The 24,485-nt window shown below is 35.3% G+C and carries 22 protein-coding genes and 2 pseudogenes; 9 read left to right on the top strand and 15 right to left on the bottom strand.

The annotated features are described in order from the left end of the window. Positions 1–8 precede the first annotated feature (8 nt). From H5J24_RS07170 to H5J24_RS07160, 3 genes are all read right to left on the bottom strand, one after another. Positions 9–296 (bottom strand): prevent-host-death protein, encoded by a 288-nt coding sequence (locus H5J24_RS07170; protein ID WP_232816171.1) that lies wholly within the window; start codon positions 294–296, stop codon positions 9–11. Between the two features lie 296 nt (positions 297–592). Continuing rightward, positions 593–1,243 carry a protein-L-isoaspartate(D-aspartate) O-methyltransferase gene (locus H5J24_RS07165; protein ID WP_068943767.1) on the bottom strand — a complete coding sequence of 217 codons (651 nt, stop codon included), beginning with the start codon at positions 1,241–1,243 and terminating at the stop codon, positions 593–595. A gap of 100 nt (positions 1,244–1,343) precedes the next feature. Then, positions 1,344–2,024 (bottom strand): hypothetical protein, encoded by a 681-nt coding sequence (locus tag H5J24_RS07160; RefSeq protein ID WP_232816170.1) that lies wholly within the window; start codon positions 2,022–2,024, stop codon positions 1,344–1,346. A 152-nt stretch (positions 2,025–2,176) separates the two neighbouring features. Between H5J24_RS07160 and H5J24_RS07155 the strand changes: the two are divergent. The 7 genes and pseudogenes from H5J24_RS07155 to H5J24_RS07125 all read left to right on the top strand — a co-directional run bounded on the left by H5J24_RS07155 (position 2,177) and on the right by H5J24_RS07125 (position 9,318). Then, a pseudogene (locus H5J24_RS07155) lies at positions 2,177–3,146 on the top strand (Gfo/Idh/MocA family protein). Positions 3,147–3,486: 340 nt separating this feature from the next. Continuing rightward, the gene (locus tag H5J24_RS07150) at positions 3,487–5,217 is read left to right on the top strand and encodes a cellulase family glycosylhydrolase (protein ID WP_232816169.1); all 1,731 of its coding nucleotides are present in this window, start codon (positions 3,487–3,489) and stop codon (positions 5,215–5,217) included. 178 nt (positions 5,218–5,395) lie between these two features. Next, a complete protein-coding gene (bla-A, locus tag H5J24_RS07145) occupies positions 5,396–6,277 on the top strand; it encodes a CGA/CIA family class A beta-lactamase (protein ID WP_068943770.1) in 882 nt (293 codons plus the stop codon). 56 nt (positions 6,278–6,333) lie between these two features. Beyond that, entirely contained in the window at positions 6,334–6,831 is a 498-nt protein-coding gene (locus H5J24_RS07140; RefSeq protein ID WP_232816168.1) for a hypothetical protein, read from the top strand. Next, complete coding sequence (locus tag H5J24_RS07135) at positions 6,755–7,645, top strand: 3-hydroxybutyryl-CoA dehydrogenase (protein WP_185124674.1); 891 nt, start codon at positions 6,755–6,757, stop codon at positions 7,643–7,645. The genes H5J24_RS07140 and H5J24_RS07135 overlap by 77 nt, the downstream gene beginning before the upstream one ends. An 80-nt stretch (positions 7,646–7,725) precedes the next feature. Continuing rightward, on the top strand, positions 7,726–9,042 hold the full coding sequence (locus H5J24_RS07130) for a hypothetical protein (protein WP_068943773.1): 1,317 nt from the start codon (positions 7,726–7,728) through the stop codon (positions 9,040–9,042). Between the two features lie 36 nt (positions 9,043–9,078). After that, positions 9,079–9,318 carry a hypothetical protein gene (locus tag H5J24_RS07125; protein WP_002977986.1) on the top strand — a complete coding sequence of 80 codons (240 nt, stop codon included), beginning with the start codon at positions 9,079–9,081 and terminating at the stop codon, positions 9,316–9,318. A gap of 49 nt (positions 9,319–9,367) precedes the next feature. On the opposite strand, the gene H5J24_RS07120 is transcribed toward H5J24_RS07125, so the two are convergent. The 6 genes and pseudogenes from H5J24_RS07120 to dnaN form a co-directional block, all read right to left on the bottom strand. After that, positions 9,368–9,778 (bottom strand): META domain-containing protein, encoded by a 411-nt coding sequence (locus H5J24_RS07120; protein ID WP_068943774.1) that lies wholly within the window; start codon positions 9,776–9,778, stop codon positions 9,368–9,370. Between the two features lie 701 nt (positions 9,779–10,479). Continuing rightward, positions 10,480–12,881: pseudogene (gene pheT, locus H5J24_RS07115) on the bottom strand (phenylalanine--tRNA ligase subunit beta). Positions 12,882–13,131: 250 nt separating this feature from the next. Further along, positions 13,132–13,743 (bottom strand): DUF417 family protein, encoded by a 612-nt coding sequence (locus H5J24_RS07110; protein ID WP_068943776.1) that lies wholly within the window; start codon positions 13,741–13,743, stop codon positions 13,132–13,134. Positions 13,744–13,808: 65 nt separating this feature from the next. Further along, complete coding sequence (locus H5J24_RS07105) at positions 13,809–14,639, bottom strand: AraC family transcriptional regulator (RefSeq protein WP_068943777.1); 831 nt, start codon at positions 14,637–14,639, stop codon at positions 13,809–13,811. Between the two features lie 62 nt (positions 14,640–14,701). Then, positions 14,702–15,526, bottom strand: coding sequence for a M23 family metallopeptidase (locus tag H5J24_RS07100; protein WP_228407648.1), 825 nt, complete (start codon positions 15,524–15,526; stop codon positions 14,702–14,704). Positions 15,527–15,613: 87 nt separating this feature from the next. After that, positions 15,614–16,744 (bottom strand): DNA polymerase III subunit beta, encoded by a 1,131-nt coding sequence (dnaN, locus tag H5J24_RS07095; RefSeq protein WP_066692427.1) that lies wholly within the window; start codon positions 16,742–16,744, stop codon positions 15,614–15,616. Between the two features lie 252 nt (positions 16,745–16,996). Here dnaN and H5J24_RS07090 point away from each other — a divergent pair, with 252 nt between their 5' ends. Then, positions 16,997–17,350, top strand: a complete 354-nt coding sequence (locus H5J24_RS07090) for a diacylglycerol kinase family protein (protein ID WP_068943778.1) — start codon at positions 16,997–16,999, stop codon at positions 17,348–17,350. Positions 17,351–17,422: 72 nt separating this feature from the next. After that, positions 17,423–17,881 (top strand): lipocalin family protein, encoded by a 459-nt coding sequence (locus tag H5J24_RS07085; RefSeq protein ID WP_068943779.1) that lies wholly within the window; start codon positions 17,423–17,425, stop codon positions 17,879–17,881. A 75-nt stretch (positions 17,882–17,956) separates the two neighbouring features. Here the strand turns inward: H5J24_RS07085 and H5J24_RS07080 are convergent, their stop codons facing one another. The 6 genes from H5J24_RS07080 to H5J24_RS07055 all read right to left on the bottom strand — a co-directional run bounded on the left by H5J24_RS07080 (position 17,957) and on the right by H5J24_RS07055 (position 24,461). Further along, positions 17,957–18,415, bottom strand: coding sequence for a GyrI-like domain-containing protein (locus tag H5J24_RS07080; RefSeq protein WP_068943780.1), 459 nt, complete (start codon positions 18,413–18,415; stop codon positions 17,957–17,959). Positions 18,416–18,702: 287 nt separating this feature from the next. Next, on the bottom strand, positions 18,703–18,891 hold the full coding sequence (locus tag H5J24_RS07075) for a bacteriocin-like protein (protein ID WP_068943781.1): 189 nt from the start codon (positions 18,889–18,891) through the stop codon (positions 18,703–18,705). Between the two features lie 67 nt (positions 18,892–18,958). Beyond that, positions 18,959–19,291 (bottom strand): gamma-glutamylcyclotransferase family protein, encoded by a 333-nt coding sequence (locus tag H5J24_RS07070; protein ID WP_068943782.1) that lies wholly within the window; start codon positions 19,289–19,291, stop codon positions 18,959–18,961. Beyond that, positions 19,291–19,866 carry an SGNH/GDSL hydrolase family protein gene (locus H5J24_RS07065; RefSeq protein ID WP_232816167.1) on the bottom strand — a complete coding sequence of 192 codons (576 nt, stop codon included), beginning with the start codon at positions 19,864–19,866 and terminating at the stop codon, positions 19,291–19,293. Before H5J24_RS07065 ends, H5J24_RS07070 begins: the two co-directional genes overlap by 1 nt. Before the next feature lie 505 nt (positions 19,867–20,371). Further along, positions 20,372–20,785: a barstar family protein gene (locus H5J24_RS07060; RefSeq protein ID WP_082811235.1), complete on the bottom strand. Its 414-nt coding sequence runs from the start codon at positions 20,783–20,785 to the stop codon at positions 20,372–20,374. Beyond that, entirely contained in the window at positions 20,766–24,461 is a 3,696-nt protein-coding gene (locus H5J24_RS07055) for a phosphoribosylformylglycinamidine synthase (RefSeq protein ID WP_068943783.1), read from the bottom strand. The genes H5J24_RS07060 and H5J24_RS07055 overlap by 20 nt, the downstream gene beginning before the upstream one ends. Positions 24,462–24,485 lie beyond the last annotated feature (24 nt).

Raw genomic sequence — 24,485 nt, 5'->3', positions numbered from 1 at the left:
AAGTAAGGTTATTCAACTTTAATATTAAAAATTATTTTTTTTTTTATCGCGTGGTCCTTATTCTTTTCCCAAGCCTCAGAAGCCATTTCCTGCATTTCTTCCCAAACTTCTTTTGCCGGCTTTTGCGCGTGGGCCATAAATCCTTGTTTTGTTGCCTCCTGATTTTTGCTTTTCATATCCTGAATGTATTCTTTCGCCTGTTGAGAATAGCTTTCGACACCATACCCGGGATTGTTGTGCAGGTTCTTCTGAAGATTACTAAAATCATGCGATGCTTTGAATCTGTTTGTATCCATAACCATAAGATTTTAAGTGGGTTTGTTTTAAAAAGAGTCCAAATTCCATTCCGAACTGAACTAAAATTTTATTAAAAAAACACAAAAAAAATTAAATTATTATCCACAACAATGTTTTATTTTCAAAACAATGTCTTTCAGATATGCTGCTTCAAAGCGTACATTCTTCTGGCTACAAATGCACGAATTTTCATATGTATTAGTAGCCAAAATAAAGAACTGGTGTTTGAGACCAGTGCGTCTACCAGTTCCGTGACAGAACAATTATTTTAAATTCAGAATTTAATCTTAATTCTTTATTGATTTGTATTTCCCAACATCGGAACAAACTTATAGGCTCCAAATTCTTCTTTTTCAAACTCTGTTGGTCCTACTTTTGTGAATCTGTACAACACCTGTTCATCCGTTGGGCCTAACGGAATAACCATTATCCCCCCTATTTTTAACTGTTTTAGTAATTCTGTAGGTAAAGTTCCTGCCCCGCAGGTTACAATAATCTTATCGAAAGGAGCAAAAGTGGGCAGCCCGGCAAAACCATCCCCAAAACTTTGAAATTTAGGGTATAAATGAAGCTCCCTCAACTTATTTTTTGAAAAATCGAACAGATCTTTTTGCCTTTCCACAGTATATACATGAGCTTTCATCGCTATTAAAACGGCAGTCTGATATCCACACCCGGTTCCTATTTCCAGTACTTTTTCACCCGCTTTCACCTGCAGCAGTTCAGACTGTTCTGCTACGGTTGAGGGATGGGAAATAGTTTGATGCGCCAAGATGGGAAATGCCCGGTCTTCATAGGCAAAGTCTTCAAAAATACTTTCAATGAAAAGGTGTCTCGGAATTTCATTCATTGCCGAAAGTACATTTTCATCCGAAATCCCGATTCTGTATCTGAGATATTCTACTAAATTCTTTCTTTTTCCTTTATGTACAAACGAATCCTGCATGTGACAAAAGTAAGAAATTAGATTTTAGATTTCAGAAATCGGGTAAAAGAATTATCCACAAAAAAAGCTGTCTAAAATCTGACAGCTTCTGCTTTATCTATTAATTCCATTTTACAACCTGTGAAGTAACATCAGTATAGGTATTATCTGCACATCTTTTTCTTACATAGAACATATAAGAAATTGTCTTATTTAAGTTAACAAACGCGGCGTTTTTTCCAGGAAGAACCGGATCTCCATTTCCTGGAGCCGGAGGTGTGCCACTCGTCCCTAAATATACTTCATATACAGAAAGCCCATCACTTTCCCAGGAAACAGTAGCTGAAAAAGTAGGATCATAAACGGAGGAAGTAGATGTTGTATAATTAACATAGCCTGGTTTTACACAAGCTGTAGTATTTTCAGAAAGAATAGTGATTGGCCCTGCCCAATTACTTTTGCCATCAGTCGTTCCACAGTTTTTTCTTACATACAAATCATATTTTTTGCCTTTAAACAATGGAAGACTATAAGAAGTATTGTTCACTTCTGCTACAGTACCAGCTCCTAAAGAAAAGCCTTGTTCACCATACTGTACTTCAAAAAAACCTGTTCCCTGGGTACTATTACTGCTCCAGGAAAAAATATTGTACAGTGGCTTAAAACTTAAACTTGTTGGAGTTTCACACTTAGGTTGTGGAGGTTGGCTATTGTGTACTTCAGTGGCAATATTATCTCCAGAACCTGAGCACCCTGTAGCCAATAGTCCTGCTACAGATAAGATAAAATATATTTTTTTCATAGTTAATGATTTTTATAGAGCGCGAATTTAGTATAATTCTTTTAAATGATAATATTTGTACTTATTTCCATTTAATTAGGGGAATATCTAAGTGAAAAGTCATGTATTTTTATAATGAACATTCACTATCTTTACAGAAATTTAATACAGCTATGTTAAAAGCAGGTTTGGTAGGAGCCGGACACTTGGGAAAGATCCATTTAAAACTTCTCAATCAATCAGATCGATACGAGTTTGTTGGGTTCCACGATAAAGATGTTGAAAACGGAAAAAAATTAGAAGCCGAATTCGGATATAAATATTTTGAAAATTTTGAAGAACTGCTTGAGCAGATCGATATGCTGGACATTGTTACTCCGACAGTCTATCATTATGATTATGCATTAAAGGCTATAGAAAAAGGGCTTCATTTCTTTATTGAAAAACCCGTTACCCAAACGCTGGAACAGGCAGAAGAAATTCTTCGTTTATGCCAGGAAAAAGGAATCAAAGCGCAGGTAGGACATGTTGAGAGATATAATCCTGCTTTTATTGCCACCAAGGAATACATCAGCAACCCGATGTTTATCGAGATTCATCGATTAGCTGAGTTCAATCCGCGTGGTACAGATGTTTCCGTGGTCCTTGACCTTATGATTCATGATCTTGACATCTTGCTAAGTATTGCCAAATCTAAGGTGAAAAACATCCATGCAAGCGGGGTTTGCGTAGTAAGCAAAACACCGGATATTGCCAATGCCAGAATAGAATTTGAAAACGGATGTGTTGCCAACCTTACCACTTCCAGAATTTCTATGAAAGCTATGAGAAAGAGCAGATTCTTCCAGAAAGACGCCTATATTTCAGTTGATTTCCTTGAGAAAAAAAGCGGAAGTTATCAGAATGAAAGATGCTCCTGAAAACCCTACTCCATTTGATATGATTATTGAAAATGCTGAAGGAGAAAAAAATCAGATCTTGTTCGAATATCCAAATATTCAGGCTAACAATGCCATTCTTGATGAATTAAATTCATTTGCGGATGCTATTACTGGTGATAAAAATGTAGAAGTTTCTCTTGAAGACGGAACTGAAGCATTAAAAGTTGCTTTAGAAATTATGAAGCTTATCAGTTCAAAATAAAAATACGCTGCTTTCATTAGCAGTACTACTTACAATGCTATCTTACTGATCATCAGAAATGGTTATGAGATAGCATTTTTTATTTGTATGTATAAGAAACATTCATCATTAAATAAAATCTTTTCGTTAAAAAATTACAGATTTATCAATAAAAAAAACCTTTTAAAAACAAAAAAGCAATATATTTGAACAACAATTCAATAAACAATTGAAAAATTCTGTTTTACATATACAATGGATTTCTGACAATACATATGGTCTCAATATAGATTCTATGATGGTATCACGATTCATTATGATTAAACTCTAGACTCTCCTATTATTTAAAATCAAAACAACTATGAAAAGAGCTATCCTATTATCCGCTTTATTATTGTCTCAATTTGGGACATCACAATTATTAAAAACCTCCGGGCAAAACATCGTGAATAACAAAGGTGAAAATATTCAATTGAGAGGTCTGGGCTTAGGAGGCTGGATGCTGCAGGAAGGGTATATGTTAAAAACAGCTGATTTCGCAGGTCCACAATATAAAATTAAAGAAAAAATAGCGGAACTGATTGGCCAGGATGGAATGCAGGAGTTTTATAAAGCATATGTAAAGAATGGCATCACCAAACAGGATATTGATTTTCTGGCAAAAGCAGGGTTCAATTCTATCAGGCTTCCGATGCACTATAATCTCTATACACTTCCCATAGAAAAAGAAGCGGTAAAAGGTAAGGATACGTGGCTGGAAGAAGGATTTACAATGACTGATGATTTGCTTCAATGGTGCAAAGACAATAAAATGTATCTGATTCTTGATCTTCATGCCGCTCCGGGCGGGCAAGGAAATGATGCCAACATTTCAGATAATGACAAGTCTAAACCGTCACTTTGGGAGAGTGAGGAAAATCAAAGAAAAACGATTGCCCTTTGGAAAAAGTTAGCAGAACGGTACAAGAATGAGCCTTGGATCGGCGGTTATGATATTATCAATGAGCCTAACATTAATTTCACCGGTAAAAATCCAAATGGTACAGACGAAATGTCTAATGCCCCTCTTTGGAAGTTACAAAAAGACATCACTGATGCTATCAGAGAGGTAGATCAAAAGCATATTATTTTTATTGAAGGAAATGGCTGGGGAAATAACTATAATGGTTTAATACCGATTTGGGACAAAAATATGGCTTTCAGCTTTCACAAATACTGGAACTATAATGATGATAAAACCATACAATTTGCTCTCGATCTAAGGGAAAGGCACAATATGCCGATCTGGCTCGGAGAAACTGGTGAGAACTCTAATGTGTGGTTTACGGAGCTGATTCAGCTATTGGACAAACATAATATAGGATATGCGTTCTGGCCTATGAAAAAGATTGATAATATTGCAGGAATTACCAATGTAAAAACCACTCCGGAATATGAAAAGCTTTTGAACTATTGGAAAAACGGAGGTGAAAAACCTTCCAAAGAATATGCAAAGAAAGCTTTGATGCACATTGCAGACAACTACAAATTCAACAATGTAGAAGTAAAAAATGACGTTATTGATGCTATGTTCAGACAAGTTTCAGAGGCATCTACAAAACCATTTAAACATCATCAGGCTCCCGGAAAAGTATTTGCTTCAGAATATGATTTGGGGAGAATGGGTTCTGCTTACCTGGATAAAGATTTCATCAACCTTTGGGTAAGCGATCCGGCTAAAAGATCAGAATGGAATTCCGGCCAGCAGATGAGAAATGATGGTGTAGACATCTATCTGTGCCATGATAAAATAACCAATCAGTACTATGTAGGAAAAACAGAGACCGGAGAATGGCTGCAATATACAGTCAATTCCAAGGCAAATAAGAATTATACCTTCGAAATTAGATATTCAAGTATTCATTCATCAAAAATAAGATTGGAAGATGCTTCTGGAAAAGTATTAGCAAGTATCGCACTTCCGTCTACAGGCAAAGATGAAAACTGGACCACTGTTTCTACGAAAAACATTCCGCTTCAGAAAGGAGAAAATAAACTCAGAGTATTCTTTGAAAATGATGGAACCAACCTGAATTATTTTGAAATGAAATAAAGTGAGGGCCAGGAGGATGGAAGATGGAAACTGGTAGTTAATTATCTCACCAATAACTCTCAGATGTCCGTTTAAAAACACTCTTTTCTTTTGAATCCACATAACAATCATAATAATTATCTTAAATTGCAGATCCCTTTTAGTCCTTAAAAGGGATTTCTTTTAATCCTTAATCACTATGAAAAAAATAACGCTTTTTCTCCTTTTAACTTCTGCATTTGTTTCTGCACAAAAATCTACATTAGAACAAAAAATAAACACTATTATAAAAGGGAAACAAGCTACAGTAGGAGTATCTGTTCTTGGATTTGAGGATCCTATCAGATACAGCCAAAACGGGAATAAAAAACTGGCTATGATGAGTGTTTTCAAATTTCACGTTGCCTGTGCTGCGCTCGACCTTGTAGATAAAGGTAAACTGTCTTTAGATCAAAAGATTTTCATTAAAAAATCAGATCTTTATGAAAATACCTGGTCACCTTACCGGGTAAAGTATCCTGAAGGAAACAGAGAGGCTACTGTAAGTGAAATTATAGATTACACGGTAGCATTAAGTGATAATAATCTTTGTGATATCCTGATAGAACTTGTAGGCGGCACTCAGGCAGTACAGAAATTTATGGACTTTAAAGGCGTAAAAGACTTCCAGATTAAGTATAGTGAACATGGAATGGCTCTTAATGGCTGGGATTCTTTGTATAAAAATTATACGACCACCAACTCTACGGTAGATCTTTTGAAAAAGTTCTATGAAGGGAAGCTGCTTTCAAAAGGCTCTACTGATTATTTAATGCAGATCATGCTGGACACGAAAACAGGAGCCAACAAAATTGTTGAACAACTGCCTAAAGGAACACCAGCGGCCCATAAAACGGATTCCTCCGGCAGAAAAGATAACAGTCTTACCATTGCAGAAAATGATATGGGAATCATCACACTTCCCAACGGAAAACATTACGCAATCGCCATATATGTAAGCAATTCCAAAGAATCAGAGGCAGAAAACTGCAAAATAATCTCTAACATTTCAAAAGCAGTCTGGGATAATTTTAATAAATAAAATATTAAGCTTAATTTTAGCGCAGAGAATCGGATTGATTCTCGGATTGCATCATTATGAAAAAAGGATTATTAGCAGCAGCTTTATTTTGCACCACATTCTTCTTCGCACAGAAGAATCAAAACTATTTAAAGATCGGCTATACAAGTATATGCTGCGGCCCAGCTTCTGAAAAGCCGGTCATCAGCTACCTGAAAGAATTTAAAAGGAAAAACCAGATCAGAAACCTGGAAATCCTTATACAAAAGGGCTTAGGAAGAGAAGGTGAATTTGAATTATATGTGGGGACTGATTTTCTTACTAATAATCAGAGAAGCCGTCTTGTAAGAGGTCTCACAGCTGCTGTTTCTAATCAGAACAACAACAGACAACAGCAGAACATCGGAACTGTAAATTTTGACTCCACAGATATTGCTCACCAGCAAGATCTTATCAATGCTAAAAATTTAACTATCTATAAAAAAATAAAGGAAAATGATCAAAAACATTGTAGTTATCGGAGCAGGAACCATGGGAAATGGTATTGCACATACTTTCGCACAAAGCGGTTTTAAAGTAAATCTTGTGGATGTTTCTCAGGAAGCATTAGACAGAGGATTGAAAACCATTACTACGAACCTTGACAGAATCATTGCAAAGGGAAACCTTTCAGAAGAGCAAAAAGCGGAAACGTTAGGAAACATTACGACTTTCACAGCGCTTAATGACGCAGTGGGATCAGCTGACCTTATTGTAGAAGCGGCTACTGAAAATCTTGATCTTAAATTAAAGATCTTTGGTCAGATGGATGAATTAGCTCCTGCAAATTGTGTTCTTGCCACCAATACTTCTTCTATCTCTATCACGAAAATTGCTGCTGCTACCAAAAGAGCAGATAAAGTAATCGGAATGCACTTTATGAACCCGGTTCCTATCATGAAACTGGTTGAAATTATCAAGGGGTACTCTACTTCTAAAGAAACTTTCGATGCTGTTTATGAAATGAGTAAGACACTAGGAAAAGTTCCTGTAGAGGTGAATGACTATCCTGGTTTCGTAGCGAATAGAATTTTAATGCCTATGATTAATGAATCTATCGAAACTCTTTATAATGGGGTTGCAGGTGTAGAGGAAATTGATACCGTGATGAAATTAGGTATGGCTCATCCAATGGGACCACTTCAACTGGCTGACTTCATTGGTCTTGATGTATGTCTAGCGATCCTGAATGTAATGTATGACGGATTTAAGAATCCGAAATACGCTCCGAATCCGTTGCTTGTAAACATGGTAACAGCAGGAAAATTAGGAGTAAAGTCTGGAGAAGGGTTCTATGACTACTCTGAAAGCAAAAAAGCTGAAAAAGTTTCAAAAATGTTTTTAAAATAATCTTCAAATGATGAGTTGTGCGTTATAAGTTATAAATTTGGGCTTTCAACCTTTACTTAAACTCAATAACGACAGCTTTGATGAAAATTAAAGAAAAATACATTCAAATATTATTGGTCATCATTACTATAGTGATGACCATTTTTCGTTTTCTGCTCAATGAAAAAGGAAGAGTAAATCCGGATTCTATCCGCTATATGAGATTTGCCCACGGACTTCCTGTCATTGATAATACTACCACTCCTTTGGGCTATCCTGCAGCCATCAAATTCTTTACTTACTTCGGGTTTGATGAATTCTGGAGCAGTAAAGTCGTAGGTATTCTCGGCTGTTTATTTATTATTTTATTGGCCTGGAAAAAAAGATTCTATTTCAGGGAGTCTATTCTTGTGTGCAGCTTATTCAGCATCATTTCAATTTTTGCCTTCACCATGAGTGAGGCATTGATTTTACCTTTTGTGTTTCTCTTTCTGTACATCGCAGCCCTTATTGTCGACCGAAAACTAGAAGGCTGGAAAGCTGTCTTTTACCTTTCTTTATCTTTGATTATACTCTATAATATTAGATACAGCGCTCTTTTTATCATTGGAGGGACTGGTTTGTACGGACTTATTTTCTGGAAAAGAAAATATGGTAGGACATTCATCCTTTCAGCAGCTATAGGAATGATTTTCATAGTTTTATATAAGTTTTTATTCATTGATTATTTTAATAAGGATTATGTACAGGATTTTTTAGAAATGGGACTTCACACAACTCCTGAATTACTAGTAGAATTATTCCAGGGGCTGAGCACTTCTTTTAACCCGTTTATTCACATGGCTAATCCGGCAGGAGGTATTATCAATTATGGAATTTACGGAATCGGGGGTTTGAATATCCTTTTCATGATTTTTCTTTTTGTTAGGCAAAAGCTTTCAGATTCTGAGTTTTTTTGTGTTTTCATAGGTGTTTTTGGGATTGTATGTTCTTATTTTATCCAGTATTTTTATTCTATAACTCCTATTGATTATAGATTAATTGCTCCGTTTAGCTTTCCGCTTTGGCTGGTTTATTTTAAAAAACTGTTTGAGATATTCAATACCAAAGTTTATATTATTGGTATTTTAAGCCTGATGTCCGGAATGCTATTTACATGGCTTTCAAAAGGGAACTATCTTGAAAACAGAAAAACAATTACAGAATTTTTAAAGTCAGAAAACTTAGATAAGGTACCGTTGAAGTTTTTTATTATTGAGGAAAAAGACCTGGAGAAAGTACAATTAGCTGAAATTATCAGCACTGTAAACCCTCAGGTAAGCATTACACTCAAGCCTCAGGACACCCTAAAAAAAACAACATTAACGCGTTATAAAGTTTTACAAAAAGTTAAGATCGACAAGAATAAATATCAATAATTTTATTATCTTTGAGAAAGTTAAAACATTAAAAAAATGAAATTACCAAAGTTTTTATTAGCAGATAATTCGGAATTTCCAGAAGATTTATTCGTAGTCCACACAGAATATCCAAGATTTATCCTAAACGTTGAGGAAGAGGAAGTTGAGTGGTTAGACGATCTTGAAGGAGACGACGAAGAGACTATGGCAGACGAAGCTACGAAAGTGGTAGAAGCAGCATTCAAATGGTGCGATGAAGAGTTGGCTAAGTACGACGAAGAAGAGGAAGATTAATAACATCTAAATCATAAAAAAGGAACTCAAATTGAGTTCCTTTTCTTTTTTATTCTGATTTATTGAATTTCAATAATAAAAGATTGTCTTTATAAAGCTCCAATGTATTTCCGGAAATCACATATTTATTAGCTTTTCCCATCATATCCATAAAATTCTGCTCTACTCCGATATTGTTACACATCATTTTTGTAGAACCCATTTGCCCAGCAGAAAAACCTCCTGAAGAAGGATCTATAGTAGCCGTTCCGAAGTAGTTGTTGCACCCTGCATTTCCATTAATTTTTTCTCCTTCGATATTCAATGTTGGAATTTTACCTTTTACATTATCAGCCAAAGTCCATTTTGTATTGGCAAGAGCCGGCTGAGCTTTTCCTACTTTAGAAGCAGATGGGCTTGTCATAGTTCCACATGATGCCAATACTGCTGCTGTACATATACTTAAAAAAAGATTTTTCATTTTTTACTTTTTGAATTAACCCAAATTTACGGATTTTATATTATTTAAACGGGCTGCGGTCAATTTTATTATTCTTTAACAGTTGATATTTTGGCTTATTTCAAACACAAGAACTACAAATAATTTCACAGGTACCACAACTGCCATTGCGAGCGAAGCGACGCAATCTCACCTTTGAAATTCAACCTGATAGATTAGAAAGTTGGAAATCGCAAAGGCGCAAGGCAATCTATAATTCTGCTGCTTTTAAGGCGCAAAGATTTTATCTCCGAAAAAATTGTATACTGCTAAAATATACTTTTATAATTGCCACAAATGCACAAATAATATATTAATGTGGAAGATCTATGTATCTATATGGTTAAATAAAAAGATTAATTTTATCACATAGTACATAGAATATTGTAACAGAGATATCATTTGAAAGCATATTCCTTGCTGAGAATCTTTGATTCTCTTGCGCCTTAAAAGCAGCATATTATTTAATCTCTTTGCGTCTTTGCGTTGTACCAACCTAAAAAAGCTCCCGCAGATTTTGCTGATAACGCAGATTTCAATTATATTTATAAAGGATGTTGAGACTCCTACAGACAAACTAGTGGTCATCTTTATTCTTCATCTCAATCATTGAAAACCCCTTTTAAAAAACAAAAAACGGGCTTTAAAAAGCCCGTTTCTGTATATTTCTGTAATCTTTTAAATTAAGATCTTAATTCTGCGTTGAATTCTTTCTGGAAAGATTTGATTAAAGAATCCATTACTTCTGTAATTTCTTTTTCTTCCAGTGTTTTCTCTTCATTTAACAACTCAAAGCTCATGGCATAAGACTTTTTCCCTTCAGGAAGATTTTTCCCTTCATATACGTCGAATAAGTTGATACTCTTAATGAATGGAGATTTATTTTTCTTCGCTGTCTGATATAACTCCTGATAATTTACATTTTTATCAATCAGTAAAGCCAAATCTCTTCTGATTTTGTTGAATTTAGGAATATCTTTAAACTTCAATTCGTTTTTAGAACGTAATTCCTGAGCCAGCTCAATTTCAATTTCAGCATAGAAACAGTCCTGATCAATATCAAAATCCTTTAATAATACCGGAGCTACTTTCCCGATTCTTACCAATACCTTACCATCTGCCTCATAAGCTAATGCATCGGAGAATCTTTCGTCAGATAAAGCTACTTCTTTATAGTTTATCCCTAATCTTTCTAATAAAACTTTTACATAAGCCTTAAGGTTGTAGAAGCTTACTGCGGATTTAGGCTGAAGCCAGTTTTCTGCTACATCTCTTCCGGAAACAATAATGGCTAACTGCTTTCTTTCTTCGTATTTATCTTTTTTATGATAGATCTTTCCTAATTCAAAGAACTTGATATCCTGTTGTTTTCTGTTGATATTATAAACCGTATTCTGAAGTAATCCTTCTAATAGAGATTTTCTCATGAATGCGAGATCACCACTTAAGGGATTCAACAGTTTTACAGCATCCGTTTCATCTTTTACTGAAGTTAATGAGTTGTTCATTACTTCATTGAAACCAAGGCTTTGTAAAGTTCTTGCCCAGTTGTTCTCCAATTCATCCTGATCGTTTGCACTCAGTTTAACTGGTGTAAATGAAATCTTTTGGGGAGCATCGATTTTATTGTATCCGTAGATTCTTAAAATCTCTTCAATAACGTCGATTTCTCTTGTTACGTCTGCTCTGTATGCAGGAACAGAGATTTCAAAACCGTTAGGAATTTCATTTAAAACCTGAATTTCCAATGCCTTCAGGATCTCTTTTACTTTTTCTCTGTGAATTTTTGTTCCTAAAATTTGTTCAATTTTAGAGAATCTTAAGATCACATAGTTATCTTCAATTTTCTTCGGATATTCTTCTAAAAGCTCCCCTATCAATTTTCCTCCAGCAATTTCCTGGATCATTTTAATAGCGTGAGTAATAGCCGTTCTTGTAAGATTCGGGTCTACTCCTCTTTCAAACCTGAAAGAAGCGTCTGTATTCAAACTGTGGAGTTTAGCTCCTTTTCTTACAGCAATTGGATTAAAGTAAGCACTTTCAAGGAATACCGTTTTGGTAGTTCCAGATACTCCTGAATTTTCACCACCAAATACTCCGGCAATACACATGGGTGCATCCTTGCCATCTTTTATCATGATTTCAGTACCATTCAGCGTTCTCTCTACTCCATCCAGGGTAGTAAATTTTGTTCCTGGTTTTACCACTCCTACTTTCACTTTTTGTCTGCAATTTTATCTGCATCAAATGCGTGAAGCGGCTGTCCATACCCATGAAGAATATAGTTGGTAATATCTACCACATTGTTAATCGGGCTTAATCCAATAGCTTTTAATCTGTCTTTTAACCAGCTTGGAGATTCTGCAACTTTTACGTCTTCAATCACCGCTCCAATATATCTTGGACAAAGTTCTGCGTCTTCAATTTCAAGCTTGAAATCATGAGACCCTTCATTATTTAAAGCTTCAGAAGCAACTTTGTTAAATTGTGACTTCTGCTGATTCGTAGAAAGAAATGCATGAAGATCTCTCGCTACTCCATAGTGCGACATTGCATCCGTTCTATTTGGGGTTAAACCAATTTCAAGAACCTCATCGTTGGTCAATTCAAAATAGTCTGCAAAATTCTTCCCTACTTCATATTTAGTTTCATCTAAAACCATGATTCCTCCGTGATCTTCGCTAAGGCCAAGCTCATCTTCTGCACAGATCATTCCTTGAGAAACCTCTCCTCTGATTTTTGATTCTTTAATTTCAAAAAAGTTTCCGGTCTTATCATAGATTTTTGTTCCAACAACGGCTACAGGAACTGTTTGTCCTGCTTCTACATTGGGAGCACCACAAACGATATTCAATACCTTCCCGTTTCCAACGTCTACTGTTGTCTTCTTCAGTTTATCAGCATTCGGATGCTTTTCGCAGGTTAACACTTTACCTACAACAATTCCTTCCAGACTGCCTTTTACACTTTCGAATTTATCTATCCCTTCAACCTCTAGACCTATGTCTGTAAGGAATTCACCGATTCTTTCAGTTTTCAATTCCGTTTTTACAAAGTCTTTCAGCCAGTTGTTTGATATTTTCATTTGCTTATTCTATCTACTTGTTTAATTCGTCAAACGAAACGCGGGGTTTCATCTGTCCTATTTTTGAAACTTATATTTGAAATTCCGTTCAGTTATCGAGTCGGTTTTTCGCGGTACAAATGTCGTGTTTTTTTGAGAAATACAGAAATTTCAGAGCGATTTTAAGACAAATAATTTTAATAGATTCTTCGCATAAAGGATCGATGAATCATTATAATGCTTCCTTTTGTCCAAAACTTCAACACTAGTTCTAAGATGACTTTATGATTCTCTTTAGACTATCGGAACATAAAACCAATCCTCCAGCCATCATAATGATATCTTTCAAGACAAGACGGCCAGCTCCTGAAAGATAGGGAAATCCGTATTGAGGTGTTGGATCGTCACCGCCAAGATTAGGAACATATACTTCAGGAGTGGTCACCAGAAAAGATAAAGTAACCAAAGACATTAAAAACGTCAAAGCGCCTCCTACTGTTCCGATTTTAGGAAACCAAATTCCCAGCAACACCATTATTCCTATAATGACAATCATTATTCCCAATCCGTAAGCAAAGGTATAAGTACCGTTGTGGGTATGCCAATCAATATTTTTCTTTACCACCTTTCCTTCAGGGTTTTTGTACAATGTATATTCTGAAACAAGCTTTTGATCTTCATTAAATACTTTATTTCCTGCATCTTTGTAAAAAAAGCTCATAAAAGGGCTATTCGCCACAAAAGGAACTATTCCGTCAGCCTCATATTGAAAGGCTTTAAGCCCGCCAATCCAAGCCATAACTACAAATATTGATATTCTCAGAAAATTGAAGAAATAAGCATCTAGCTTTAATAAACGATTGTATAAACTACTGTTTTGCATGTGATTCACTTTTTTCAACAAAGGTATTCACATGCATAACGCTTTAACATAGATATTTCGGGACATTACATGGACATTTTTGCCACCACTGAAATTCCTACTTTATCCCGGTATTGTTTAGGAGAGCAGCCAACAGATTTTTTGAAGTACCTGCTGAAGTAGAATTCATCATCAAAGCCCAGTTCTGAAGCAATTTCTTTTATGGATCGATACGTTAAATGAAGCAGTTTTTTAGACTCCAGAATGATTCTCTCATTAATAAGCTGGGTAGGTGTTTTTGCAAACTCTTTTTTGATAAGCTTACTTAAAGTATTGTTGGTAATATTGAGTTTATCACTGTAAAATGAAAGCTCTTTTTCCTTTTTAAAGTTACCTTCCAATAATTTTTGAAATTCCACAGCGTTCCTGTTGGGTAATTTTTCGTTGAGTGCCGGGTTATTTTCAATACCACTTTTCTGTTTACTGCAAATAGCAAGAATCAGCTGAATGTATGTTTTAATGATAGATTGTGAAAACTGGTGATTCTCGGTTTCTTCTTTTTTGATATGATTAAAAAGTTCAAGAATATATTCATAGTTCTCTTCTGAAAGTTCTATTCCAGGATTTAGATAGATATTATTGAAAAGAAGTCCGTTACAGGCTACTTCATCCTTATGATATTCAATACAGTAATAGTCACCATGAAAAAGAAGGACATTAACAGGTTCTTCTGAATCGGAGGATACTTTCAGTTTCTGATATGGTGAGAGAAACAGAATATTATAGCCACTATAAGAATAATTGATTCCATCCACGGAAAATACTCCTACCCCCTTCCATATCATCACAATATAGTTTTCAGTAGTAAATTCTGAAAGAAAATCTGATGACTGATAAGATTGTATTTTCACTTCCATAATGAGAGTTGTAGAATCATACAAAGAACGTTATTATTTTTCTGAAAACTTTTCCTCTATGTTTAATACTCTTTTGAATATGTCTTTTTCTCTGCTAGATATTCGGTTTTAGATCCATTTCCCGTTTTGAAAAGAGTTCTTACAGTCTCTCTGTACTTATCCTTTTCTACTCTGGGAAGATAACATACAAAATGTAAATGTGGGCCTTTGCTCCACCCTGTATTTCCGCTAAGTCCAATAACATCTCCTTTTCTTACCTGATCTCCAATATTCACTTTAACTCCATTTTGCTTTAAATGATAATATTGAGCAAATGTTCCATCCGGATGCAAAATAGTGATATAATTTGCTTGATCTATACAATTTCTGATTGCACACCCTTTACTATTTGTATTGATAAAATCTGTTACAATTCCTTCTCTTGCGGCAACTACCTCAGTTCCTTCCGGCATGGTAAAATCCAAAGAATTTTCATTTTGATGTGAAAAATTGCCATTGTACCCCTGATAGATACTAAAAGATTTCCCTTTTTTAAAAGGCAGATCATACTTATATTCTTTATCATAATTTTTTAGGGTAACATCTCCAATGTACATCATATAGTCAGGTACCTTTTTGACACGCCATCCTTTTGTTCTATCATCAATAACGAAATAGGTAATTTTATTCTTTGATGATTGGGCAGGTATTACCTGTGTCACTTTAAAGATTTCTGGAGTTCTCATATTTTCGACCTCAGGAAATCCTGAAAACACTAAAGACATGGGATAAACTTCCTTATTATCGATATAAAGGCTTAACGTATCTCCTTTTTTTTCATGATATACTTTGATGTTTTTTTGGGAAAATAAAATAGCAGATTGCAATACTACTGCCAGTAGAAGCATTTTTTTCACGGTTCGTTTTATGATATAAAAAAGAGGTTTTGAAAGACAAAACCTCTTATATTTCATGTAAATATTTTTATTTTAATATTACAATCCGATTACCGGCATTGATAACATTAAGATATTTTCGTTTTCTTCAAGGCCATCAAGCGGTTCAATAATTCCCGGTCTGTTTGGCTGAGACATTTTCATTGTGATATCATCAGAACCTAAGATCGTTAACATCTCAGTTAAGAATTTAGAGCTGAATCCGATATTGATATCTTCTCCGTTGTAGTCACAAGGAATCTGCATATCTGCTTTGTTTGCATATTCTGTATCTTCTGCATGAAGGTGAAGAATATTTCCTGAAAGCTTAAATCTTACCTGGTTGGTAGATTTGTTAGACATAATAGAGGCTCTCTTGATGGCTCCCAATAAAAGGTTTCTGTTAATCGTCAATACATTCGGATTCTCTTTAGGGATTACCGCTGTATAGTTTGGATATTTACCGTCAATCAGTCTACAGATCCATATATGCTTACCAAAAGTAAATTTAGCCATGTTCTCATTGAAGTCGATTTTAACGTCATCATTGGAACTTGCCAGAATATTTTTGAAGATATTCAAAGGTTTTTTAGGCATGATAAACTCCATTGGCTCAGCATTCATCAGGTCTGCTCTTTTGTAAACAACAAGCCTGTGAGAATCTGTAGAAACGAAATTGGTTTCGTTTTCTCCAAACTGGAATAATACTCCTGTCATTACCGGACGAAGTGAATCGTTACTGGTGGCAAATAATGTATTGGTTAAAGCTTCAGACAAAACTCCTGCCGGCATAACCACGCTTTGAGAAGCGTCGAATTCTGGCAATTCAGGATAGTCATCAGCGTTATCTAATGCTACTGCGAAATTATCTTTTTCATCTAAAATCTCAAGCTGGCTTCCAGTTCCTTCCGCATTGTCCTTTACAACAAATGTTAAAGGTTGTTCTCCGTATGTCTTGATAAAATCCTGAAAAATTTTAGCAGGAACAGCAAATTTACCTGAGTCATCAGACTTTACTTCCAGAGAAGTTACAAGAGTTGTCTCGCCGTCAGATGCTGTAATGGTAACATTATTTCCGTCTAATTCAAAAAGATAGTTTTCTAAAATCGGTCTCGATTGAGAGCTTGATATTACGCCACTTACAGTTTGCAACGCCTTCTGCAGTTCACCACTTGAAATAATAAATTTCATAGATTTATAAAATAAGTTTCTACAAATATAATAAATACATACAACAAAGAAAAGAATAATCCTGACGAGTTTTTAACAAAGATCGTCAATGGGGTTTCAGACCCGATATTACGTTCTGGTTTCCATAGCGGTATATTTTTGTATCAAAATATTGACTGCTGAATATATTGTAATCTTAGTTTTCCAAATATAACAGATTACCGGCAACAATCAAAATACAAAAGCTATCTTTGTTGAAAAAAGTAAGGGAACATGCAAAAACCTCCTCTCCATAAAAGTTTTCTGAATGCTTTCCGGGGTGTTTTTATGATGATTAAAACGGAAAGGAATTTTCAGATCGAGCTTCTGGCCTTTTTTATTAATCTGGTCCTAATTTTTTATTTAAAACTTACGTCTACCGATGCTGCCATTATACTGATCATTTCTACAGCCGTTTTGAGTGCTGAAATTTTCAATACAGCCATCGAAAAGATATGTGATATCATTCAACCTGATTTTGACAAAAGAATCGGCTTTATTAAGGATATTGCGGCCGGAGCGGTTGTATTAATAGCTGTTGTTTCTGTGATTATCGGGATTCTTATTTATTGGAAGTATATTTTTTAAAAAATCAAAGAAAAGCTGAAATTATTCTAGATTCTTTTAAGTATTTTCATTAAGTTCGCCAAAAATTCATTTATGAAAAAGATAGTCGCTGGGATCTTAATATCTGGAAGTTTTATATCATGTACCTTAGGTGATGATACTCCAAAGGGATCTATTCCTGATCCTGTTTATGATACCAATATTGTAGGAATCTGGAAGATCCAGATCCAATACATCATTTCCGGGGATAATAAAGAGACTATTCTTAAAGAAACTCCTCCCGATGATTGTAAGAAAAAAAGTACTTATGAGTTCAGAAACAACGGTAAGTATTATATGGCTGATTATAACAGCATAAGTTCTGAATGTGTAATGAAGGAGGCCACATTGCCTTATCTCTACAATCCTGCTCACATGAAGCTTACGATTAATAATAATGAATCAGAAGTCCTGGAAATCACTGCCAATAAACTCACCATTCTTGCAGCAGACAACTCTGATTATAATGGAGATGGCACTAAAGATTATATAAAGACTATTTTCTATAAATAAAAAAAAGCCTGTTCTCATCATGATGAACAGGCTTTTTTATAGGGAAATGAATATAAGTTTTACTTGCTATTTTGTTTATTGTACAGCAATCAAAATATCAACCTCTGCATCGGAAGGATTCTGTGCTTTTTCTCCATACATTTCAAAGTCAGCCGTAAAGGTTCTTCCCAGCTCCATGTTCCAGATTTTAAACCATTCATTGATCACTAAGCCGTCCGCCAAATTTCCTTTTGCTGTAAACTTTATATAATTTCCACCCTCAAAAGATTTCCCAATCATTCCTTCCGGAACATGATCAAGATTTTCTACTTTACATCCTAACAGTGTAGTATAAGGTTTCGTATGGTCTTTTTCATAATCTGTATAGATTGAATAAACGGTATTGTCTATTTTATTAGGGATATTCTCCAATACATTTTCTTTCATCAGCTTTTCCCATAACACTGGGATATCCTTCGCTGCCTGCTCATTCTCATTGGTTGTCCTTACTGCGATTCCTATCACCATAAAAGGTTCTACTTTTACGTTATTCATTTTTTTGATTTTTTATTGTAGGCCAAAGATAGAAAGGAGTTGTGACAACTGTTTGTCAGGAGAGAATTTCGAATGAATGATAATTAATAAATAATCCCACGATATCTAAGGCGAAAAATATCATTAATGACTTGTTTTTATGTTTTGGCTAAAGCCAATGGATTTGTTTTTAAATACAAAACGGGCTAAAGCCCTTTCTATTGATGGTGATATTGTTTTTAAAGCAAAAACGTTTCTGAAAAATACTTAATTTTCAGAAACGTTCTGTTTACTAAATTATTTTTATCTTACAAAGGACAATAGGCATCCCAAGCTTCCCCACTCATACATCCATCATATTTTGGGCAATAATAGTAATAGGGAAATGTACTGCAGTTTCCATTTTCATCTTTGGGATAAATAATCCTAGGTGGGTTTACTCCTCCTCCTTTTACAGTTTTTAACTCTTGTCTTTTAATTTTCTTTAAATTTTTCATAGTAGTTTTTTTTACTACTTAAAACTACTAAATAAAATTCACTCATCGAAAATAAATGCAAAAAAGTTTATTTCCCCACGTAAATAAATCCTTTATTTCCGGATTTAAAAACGGTTTCAATTCTTTTATAATCATCTACTTCATATTCGTCTGCCTGAAGAATTTCGGCTTCTGTCACTTCAAACAGCATTCCTTCTATTTCATCATCAGCGCTTCCTGAAAAATCCAGAACCGGATGATATTTCTGGCCGCTCTTTCTTAAAACTTCCGGGTCTGTAATTTCAAGCATATTCAGTTTATATCCTAATAAGAAGTCTTTCTCACCTTGTAAAATTCGTCCGAATGTTTCGAGTTGAACCTTTTCATTTTGTAAGGTTCCGTAAGAAAATAAATAAGGCATTATAAATATTTTTCAATGATTGGAATTGCAATTTCGGCCATGATTCCATAACCTTTTTCATTAGGGTGAACTCCATCTGCTGAGAGAAGAACTTCTTTATCATCTAATATTGCATTATAAAAATCGATATATCTCAAAGAATAATCGGCCGTAATTTCTTTAAGAATTTGATTGTAAGCCACAACTTCTTCGTTGGATCTTAGCTTTCCTGAGCTTACCACTACTCCATCTATATTTTGAGAGATAGGAAGAATACTTACCAAATAAATGTCTTTAGAGAACTTTTGAGCATGCTGAACAGCTGCGATAATATTATTTTTAAATTTTTCGCGCTCTACGACCTGTTCTCCTTCTTTTATAGCGAGATCATTCGCACCGTAGCTTAAGAAAACCAAGTTTCCATCGGCAGAATTTCTGGCTTCCAATTCTACAGGCATCCGTTTCAACAACCCTTCTGTGGTTTCGCCACCGATTCCCAAATTGAATAAAATCAGTTCATCACCATTTCCTTCATGATACTTTTGCAAAGCATATCTCTTCAGAATATCCACCCAGCCTCCAAAAAATACCATCATATTCTCCATAAGTTATGCTATCCCCAAAGAACAGCCCATATACTATTTTCTTCATTCAATAAATTCTTTTGTTTTCTGATCTCAATCTATCGCAGATGCCACGATTAAGGTATTCAAAATATTTTTCAAGGTAAGACAAAATCTGCGAAATCTGTATAATCTGCGAGAATTTTTAATATGAAATTATATAGAATGAATTTTAAACCATTAAGGTTCTTCAAGCAGTGAAGAATTGTTAAGAAAACAACTGAAGCTATATTATATAAGTTACTCTCTAAATTCATCTTTGATGATGACTTAGCTTATCTTAAAGTCTTCATTTTTATTAATGGTTGAAATATATTTCTTTGACGCAAAGTTCTTATTATGATTCTGTTGATTTTAGGGAGCAAAGAGCGACTCAACAAGTTGATTTTGATGAAGCTTAATGATAGGTTTGAAAACAGTGAGTGATTCATATTTTAAAATTTCCACTCATTACTCATTACTCATTACTCATTACTCATCAATCAAGCGTCAGAGTAATATTTGTATGTGATTTGATAATTTCTACCAGGATCTCAAACAGTGTCTGCCCTTTTCCTGCATTCAGATCATCTAATTTTTGCTGAATCAGTTCTATGTTGAAAGGTTTTCCTTGTTTGATTTTATTTTCGTAGAATTCCTGGGTTGCTTTAAGTCCTAACTCGTCTTTTGATTTTTGTGATTCTTTCCAAATAATTTCAATTTTATCCTTGTTTTCAAAGGCTCCGAAACCACCGTACAGAATATCATCAAAACCATCTAATGTTCCTACTTTCCAATCTGTATCTTTCATTAAAACTTTAGAAACTTCTTCGTAGAAACCGTCTAAAGACGAAAAATGACCGCCATGGATGACGATCATTTTTCTTGTATTGTTATTTGAAGTATTCAACACCGTTTTTGAATATATTGTGATAATTCGCGGTTGGAATATTTCTCATGAGACCATCCGTAAATCTTTCCGGGTGTCCCATTCTTCCGTAGATCTTTCCACATGGGCTGGTCACTCCTTCAATTCCGAATAATGAATTGTTCGGGTTGAACGGCATTCCGTGGGCAATGTTTCCATCGAAGTCGATGTACTGTGTTGCAATCTGCCCGTTTTCATATAACTTCTTGATTTCTTCTTCTGAAGCCATGAAACGTCCTTCTCCGTGAGAGATCGGAATGGTGTAAGTCTGACCTTTCATTCCTTTTAACCATGGACTTTCATCGTTCACTACCTTTACAGTAACCATCTGAGAAATGTGTCTTCTGATCGCATTGTGAGCTAATGTTGGAGAGTTTTCATCCAAATCCTTGATTCTTCCGTAAGGTAATAATCCAGATTTAACCAAAGCCTGGAATCCGTTACAGATCCCAATGATCATTCCATCTCTGTCTAATAATTCGTGAACTGCATTTCTCATTTTCTCGTTCTTTAAAACGTTAACAATGAATTTTGCAGAACCATCCGGCTCATCACCTGCTGAGAAACCTCCTGAGAAAGCAAGGATTTGAGACGTTTTGATTTCCTCTACCCATGCATCAATACTTTCATCCAATAATTGGTGGCTGATATTGATTAAAGGCAGGCTGCTTACTACAGCACCTTCTTTCTGGAATGCATTTAAAGTATCATACTCACAGTTGGTTCCTGGGAATACCGGAGCAAATACTTTAGGCTGTGCAATTCCGTGTTTTTTGATAATGATATTTCTTGGGTGGATTGAGTTTGATTTTTCATCAATTTCAACCGTAATCTTTTCTTTTTCTGTTGTTGGGAAAAGGTTTTCGAATGTCCCAGTGTAAGCCGCTTCGAGATCCGTGATGCGGGTTTCGAGATTGTTAACCTTTAAAATTCCTGAGTCTTTTACTTCTCCGATTAATTGAAGAGATGCATTGCTTAATTCTTCTTTAGCTTCGATAATTAAGCTACCGATATTTTTAGCTAATAACGTATTTTCATCAGCGTTGATTTCAGCACCTAATCTGTTTCCGAAACTCATTTTTGCCAATGCTACAGCTACTCCACCGTCTTTTACTGTTTTTATAGAAACAATTTTTCCTGTTTTGATGTTTTCAAAGATGAATTCGTAAACGTCTTTTAAAGCATCATAGTTTGGAAGACCATTTTCCTGAGCAATGTGGTTGAAGAAATATACTTTGTTTCCAGCCGTCTTAAATTCCGGAGAAATGATATTTTGTTTTTCTCCGTTTGCACATGCAAAGGAAATCAATGTTGGCGGCACATTCAGATCCTGGTATGTTCCACTCATGGAATCTTTACCACCGATAGCAGCTAATCCAAGGTTGATCTGTGCATCATAAGCTCCTAAAAGTGAAGCTAAAGGTTTACCCCATTTTTCAGGTGCCTGACCAAGCTTTTCAAAATATTCCTGGAAGCTTAATCTTATATTTTTATAATCACCACCCATGGCAACAATCTTCGCTATACTTTCTACAACAGCGTAAGATGCTCCCAATAATGAGTTTTGTTTTGAGATTTCAGCATCGAATCCCCAGCTTGCTAAGGAAACTGTTTTGATATCTTTTGCTCCTAAGATTGGCAGTGTCTGCACACTTCCTTCCATTAGGGTTTGCTGGTATTTCCCACCTAAAGGCATCGCAACGGTTGTTCCTCCTACTGAAGAGTCGAACATTTCCAATAATCCTTTTTGGGAAGCTACGTTTTTATCTTTTAAAGTATTCAGGAAGTTTTCTTCGTTGAATGCTTTAGTTTCTGTTCTTACTTCTTCAAGGTGATTGATTTTTACCTCCTGAGATTTTGAACATCCGTTGGTATCAAGGAATGCTCTTGAAAGGTCTACAATTTTATCTCCTTTCCAGAACATCTGCATTCTTCCTGAATCTGTTACTTTTGCCACTTCTACAGCAACAATGTTTTCAGCTTCACAGAATTTGATGAACTTTTCTTTGTCTTTCGGATCAACTACAACCGCCATTCTTTCCTGAGATTCAGAAATAGCCAGTTCTGTTCCGTTTAGTCCTTCGTATTTTAATGGTAATACATCAAGATTTACTTCTAAAGAGTCTGCAATTTCACCAATCGCAACGGAAACTCCTCCTGCACCAAAGTCATTAGATTTCTTGATTAATCTTGTTAGCTCAGGGTTTCTGAATAGTCTTTGGATCTTACGTTCTTCTACAGCATTTCCTTTCTGAACTTCAGAACTCATGGTGTGGATAGAAGTTTCGTCCTGTTCTTTTGAACTTCCGCTTGCTCCTCCTACTCCATCACGACCTGTTGCTCCTCCTAAAATAATGATAGAATCTCCGTTAGCAGGCTTTTCACGTCTTACCCAATCTACAGGAACGGCTCCGGTAACGAAACCGACTTCCATTCTTTTTGCTTTGTACCCTTCATCATAGATTTCAGAAACCATTGTGGTTGCAAGACCAATCTGGTTCCCATAAGATGAATATCCGTTTGCAGCCTGTTTAGTGATTGTTTTTTGAGGTAATTTCCCTGGTAATGTTTTGTCTACTGATTCTAAAACGTCTGCAGCACCAGTTAATCTCATCGCTTGAAACACAAACGATCTTCCGGATAAAGGATCTCTGATAGCTCCACCTAAACAAGTAGAAGCACCTCCGAAAGGTTCAATTTCCGTTGGGTGATTGTGTGTTTCGTTCTTGAATAACAAATACCAAGGTTCTTTTTTACCATCATATTCGGCTTCGATCTGGATGGTACAAGCATTGATCTCATCTGAGATAACAAGGTTGTCAAGATTCCCTGTTTTATGGAAATATTTACCACAAACTGTTGCCAGATCCATTAAGGAAATAGGTTTCAGCTCACGGCCTAAGAATTTTCTTTTTTCGATATAATCATTGAAAATAGTATCCAATGTCTGTTTGAATTTTCCTTCAAACTGAATGTCTGACAATTCTGTCTCGAAAGTCGTGTGACGACAGTGATCGCTCCAATAAGTGTCTAATACTTTCAGTTCTGTTTCTGTAGGATTTCTTTCTTCAGTTTTGAAGTACTCCTGAATAAACTTCAGGTCATCTAATCCTAGCGCAAAACCATGATTATTGTAGAAATTTTCAAGCTCAGCATCATTGAAATTGATGAAATTTTCGTGAATCAACACTTTTGATGGTGTTTCATCAGCAGGAATATCCAATACAGACAGGTCTTTTTCCTGAGATTCTACTTTATTGATCAGAAGATCTTTGATTTTCTCCAGATCGGCTTCTGAAACTCCTACAAATTCGATCAGTTTTCCACTTCTTACTTTTGATTTTTCATTCTCTGTCAATAAAGCGATACACTGTTGCGCAGAATCTGCTCTCTGATCATACTGACCAGGCAGGAACTCCATTCCGAAGTGGATGCTTTTTGCAGGGTTTTCTGTATGTAAAATATCAGTAACAGGATCTACGAAAGTATTGTTTACTACTTTCTCGAATTCCCCGTCATTCAAGTTAAAAATATCGTACACATTGTAGACTTTTACACTTTGAATTGCCGGAACAACTGCTTTTACTTCATCAAAAATTTTTGGACTTTCAACATCGAAAATTCCTCTTTTTTCTACGAAAATTCTTTTGTTATTAGACATTAGATGTCAGATTTTAATATTAGA

It is taken from the genome of Chryseobacterium capnotolerans (assembly GCF_021278965.1).
In the GTDB taxonomy this organism is placed as follows: Bacteria; Bacteroidota; Bacteroidia; order Flavobacteriales; family Weeksellaceae; genus Chryseobacterium; species Chryseobacterium capnotolerans.
The sequence above is the reverse complement of the archived record's forward strand: the minus strand, read 5'-3'. Positions and strand labels throughout refer to the sequence as shown.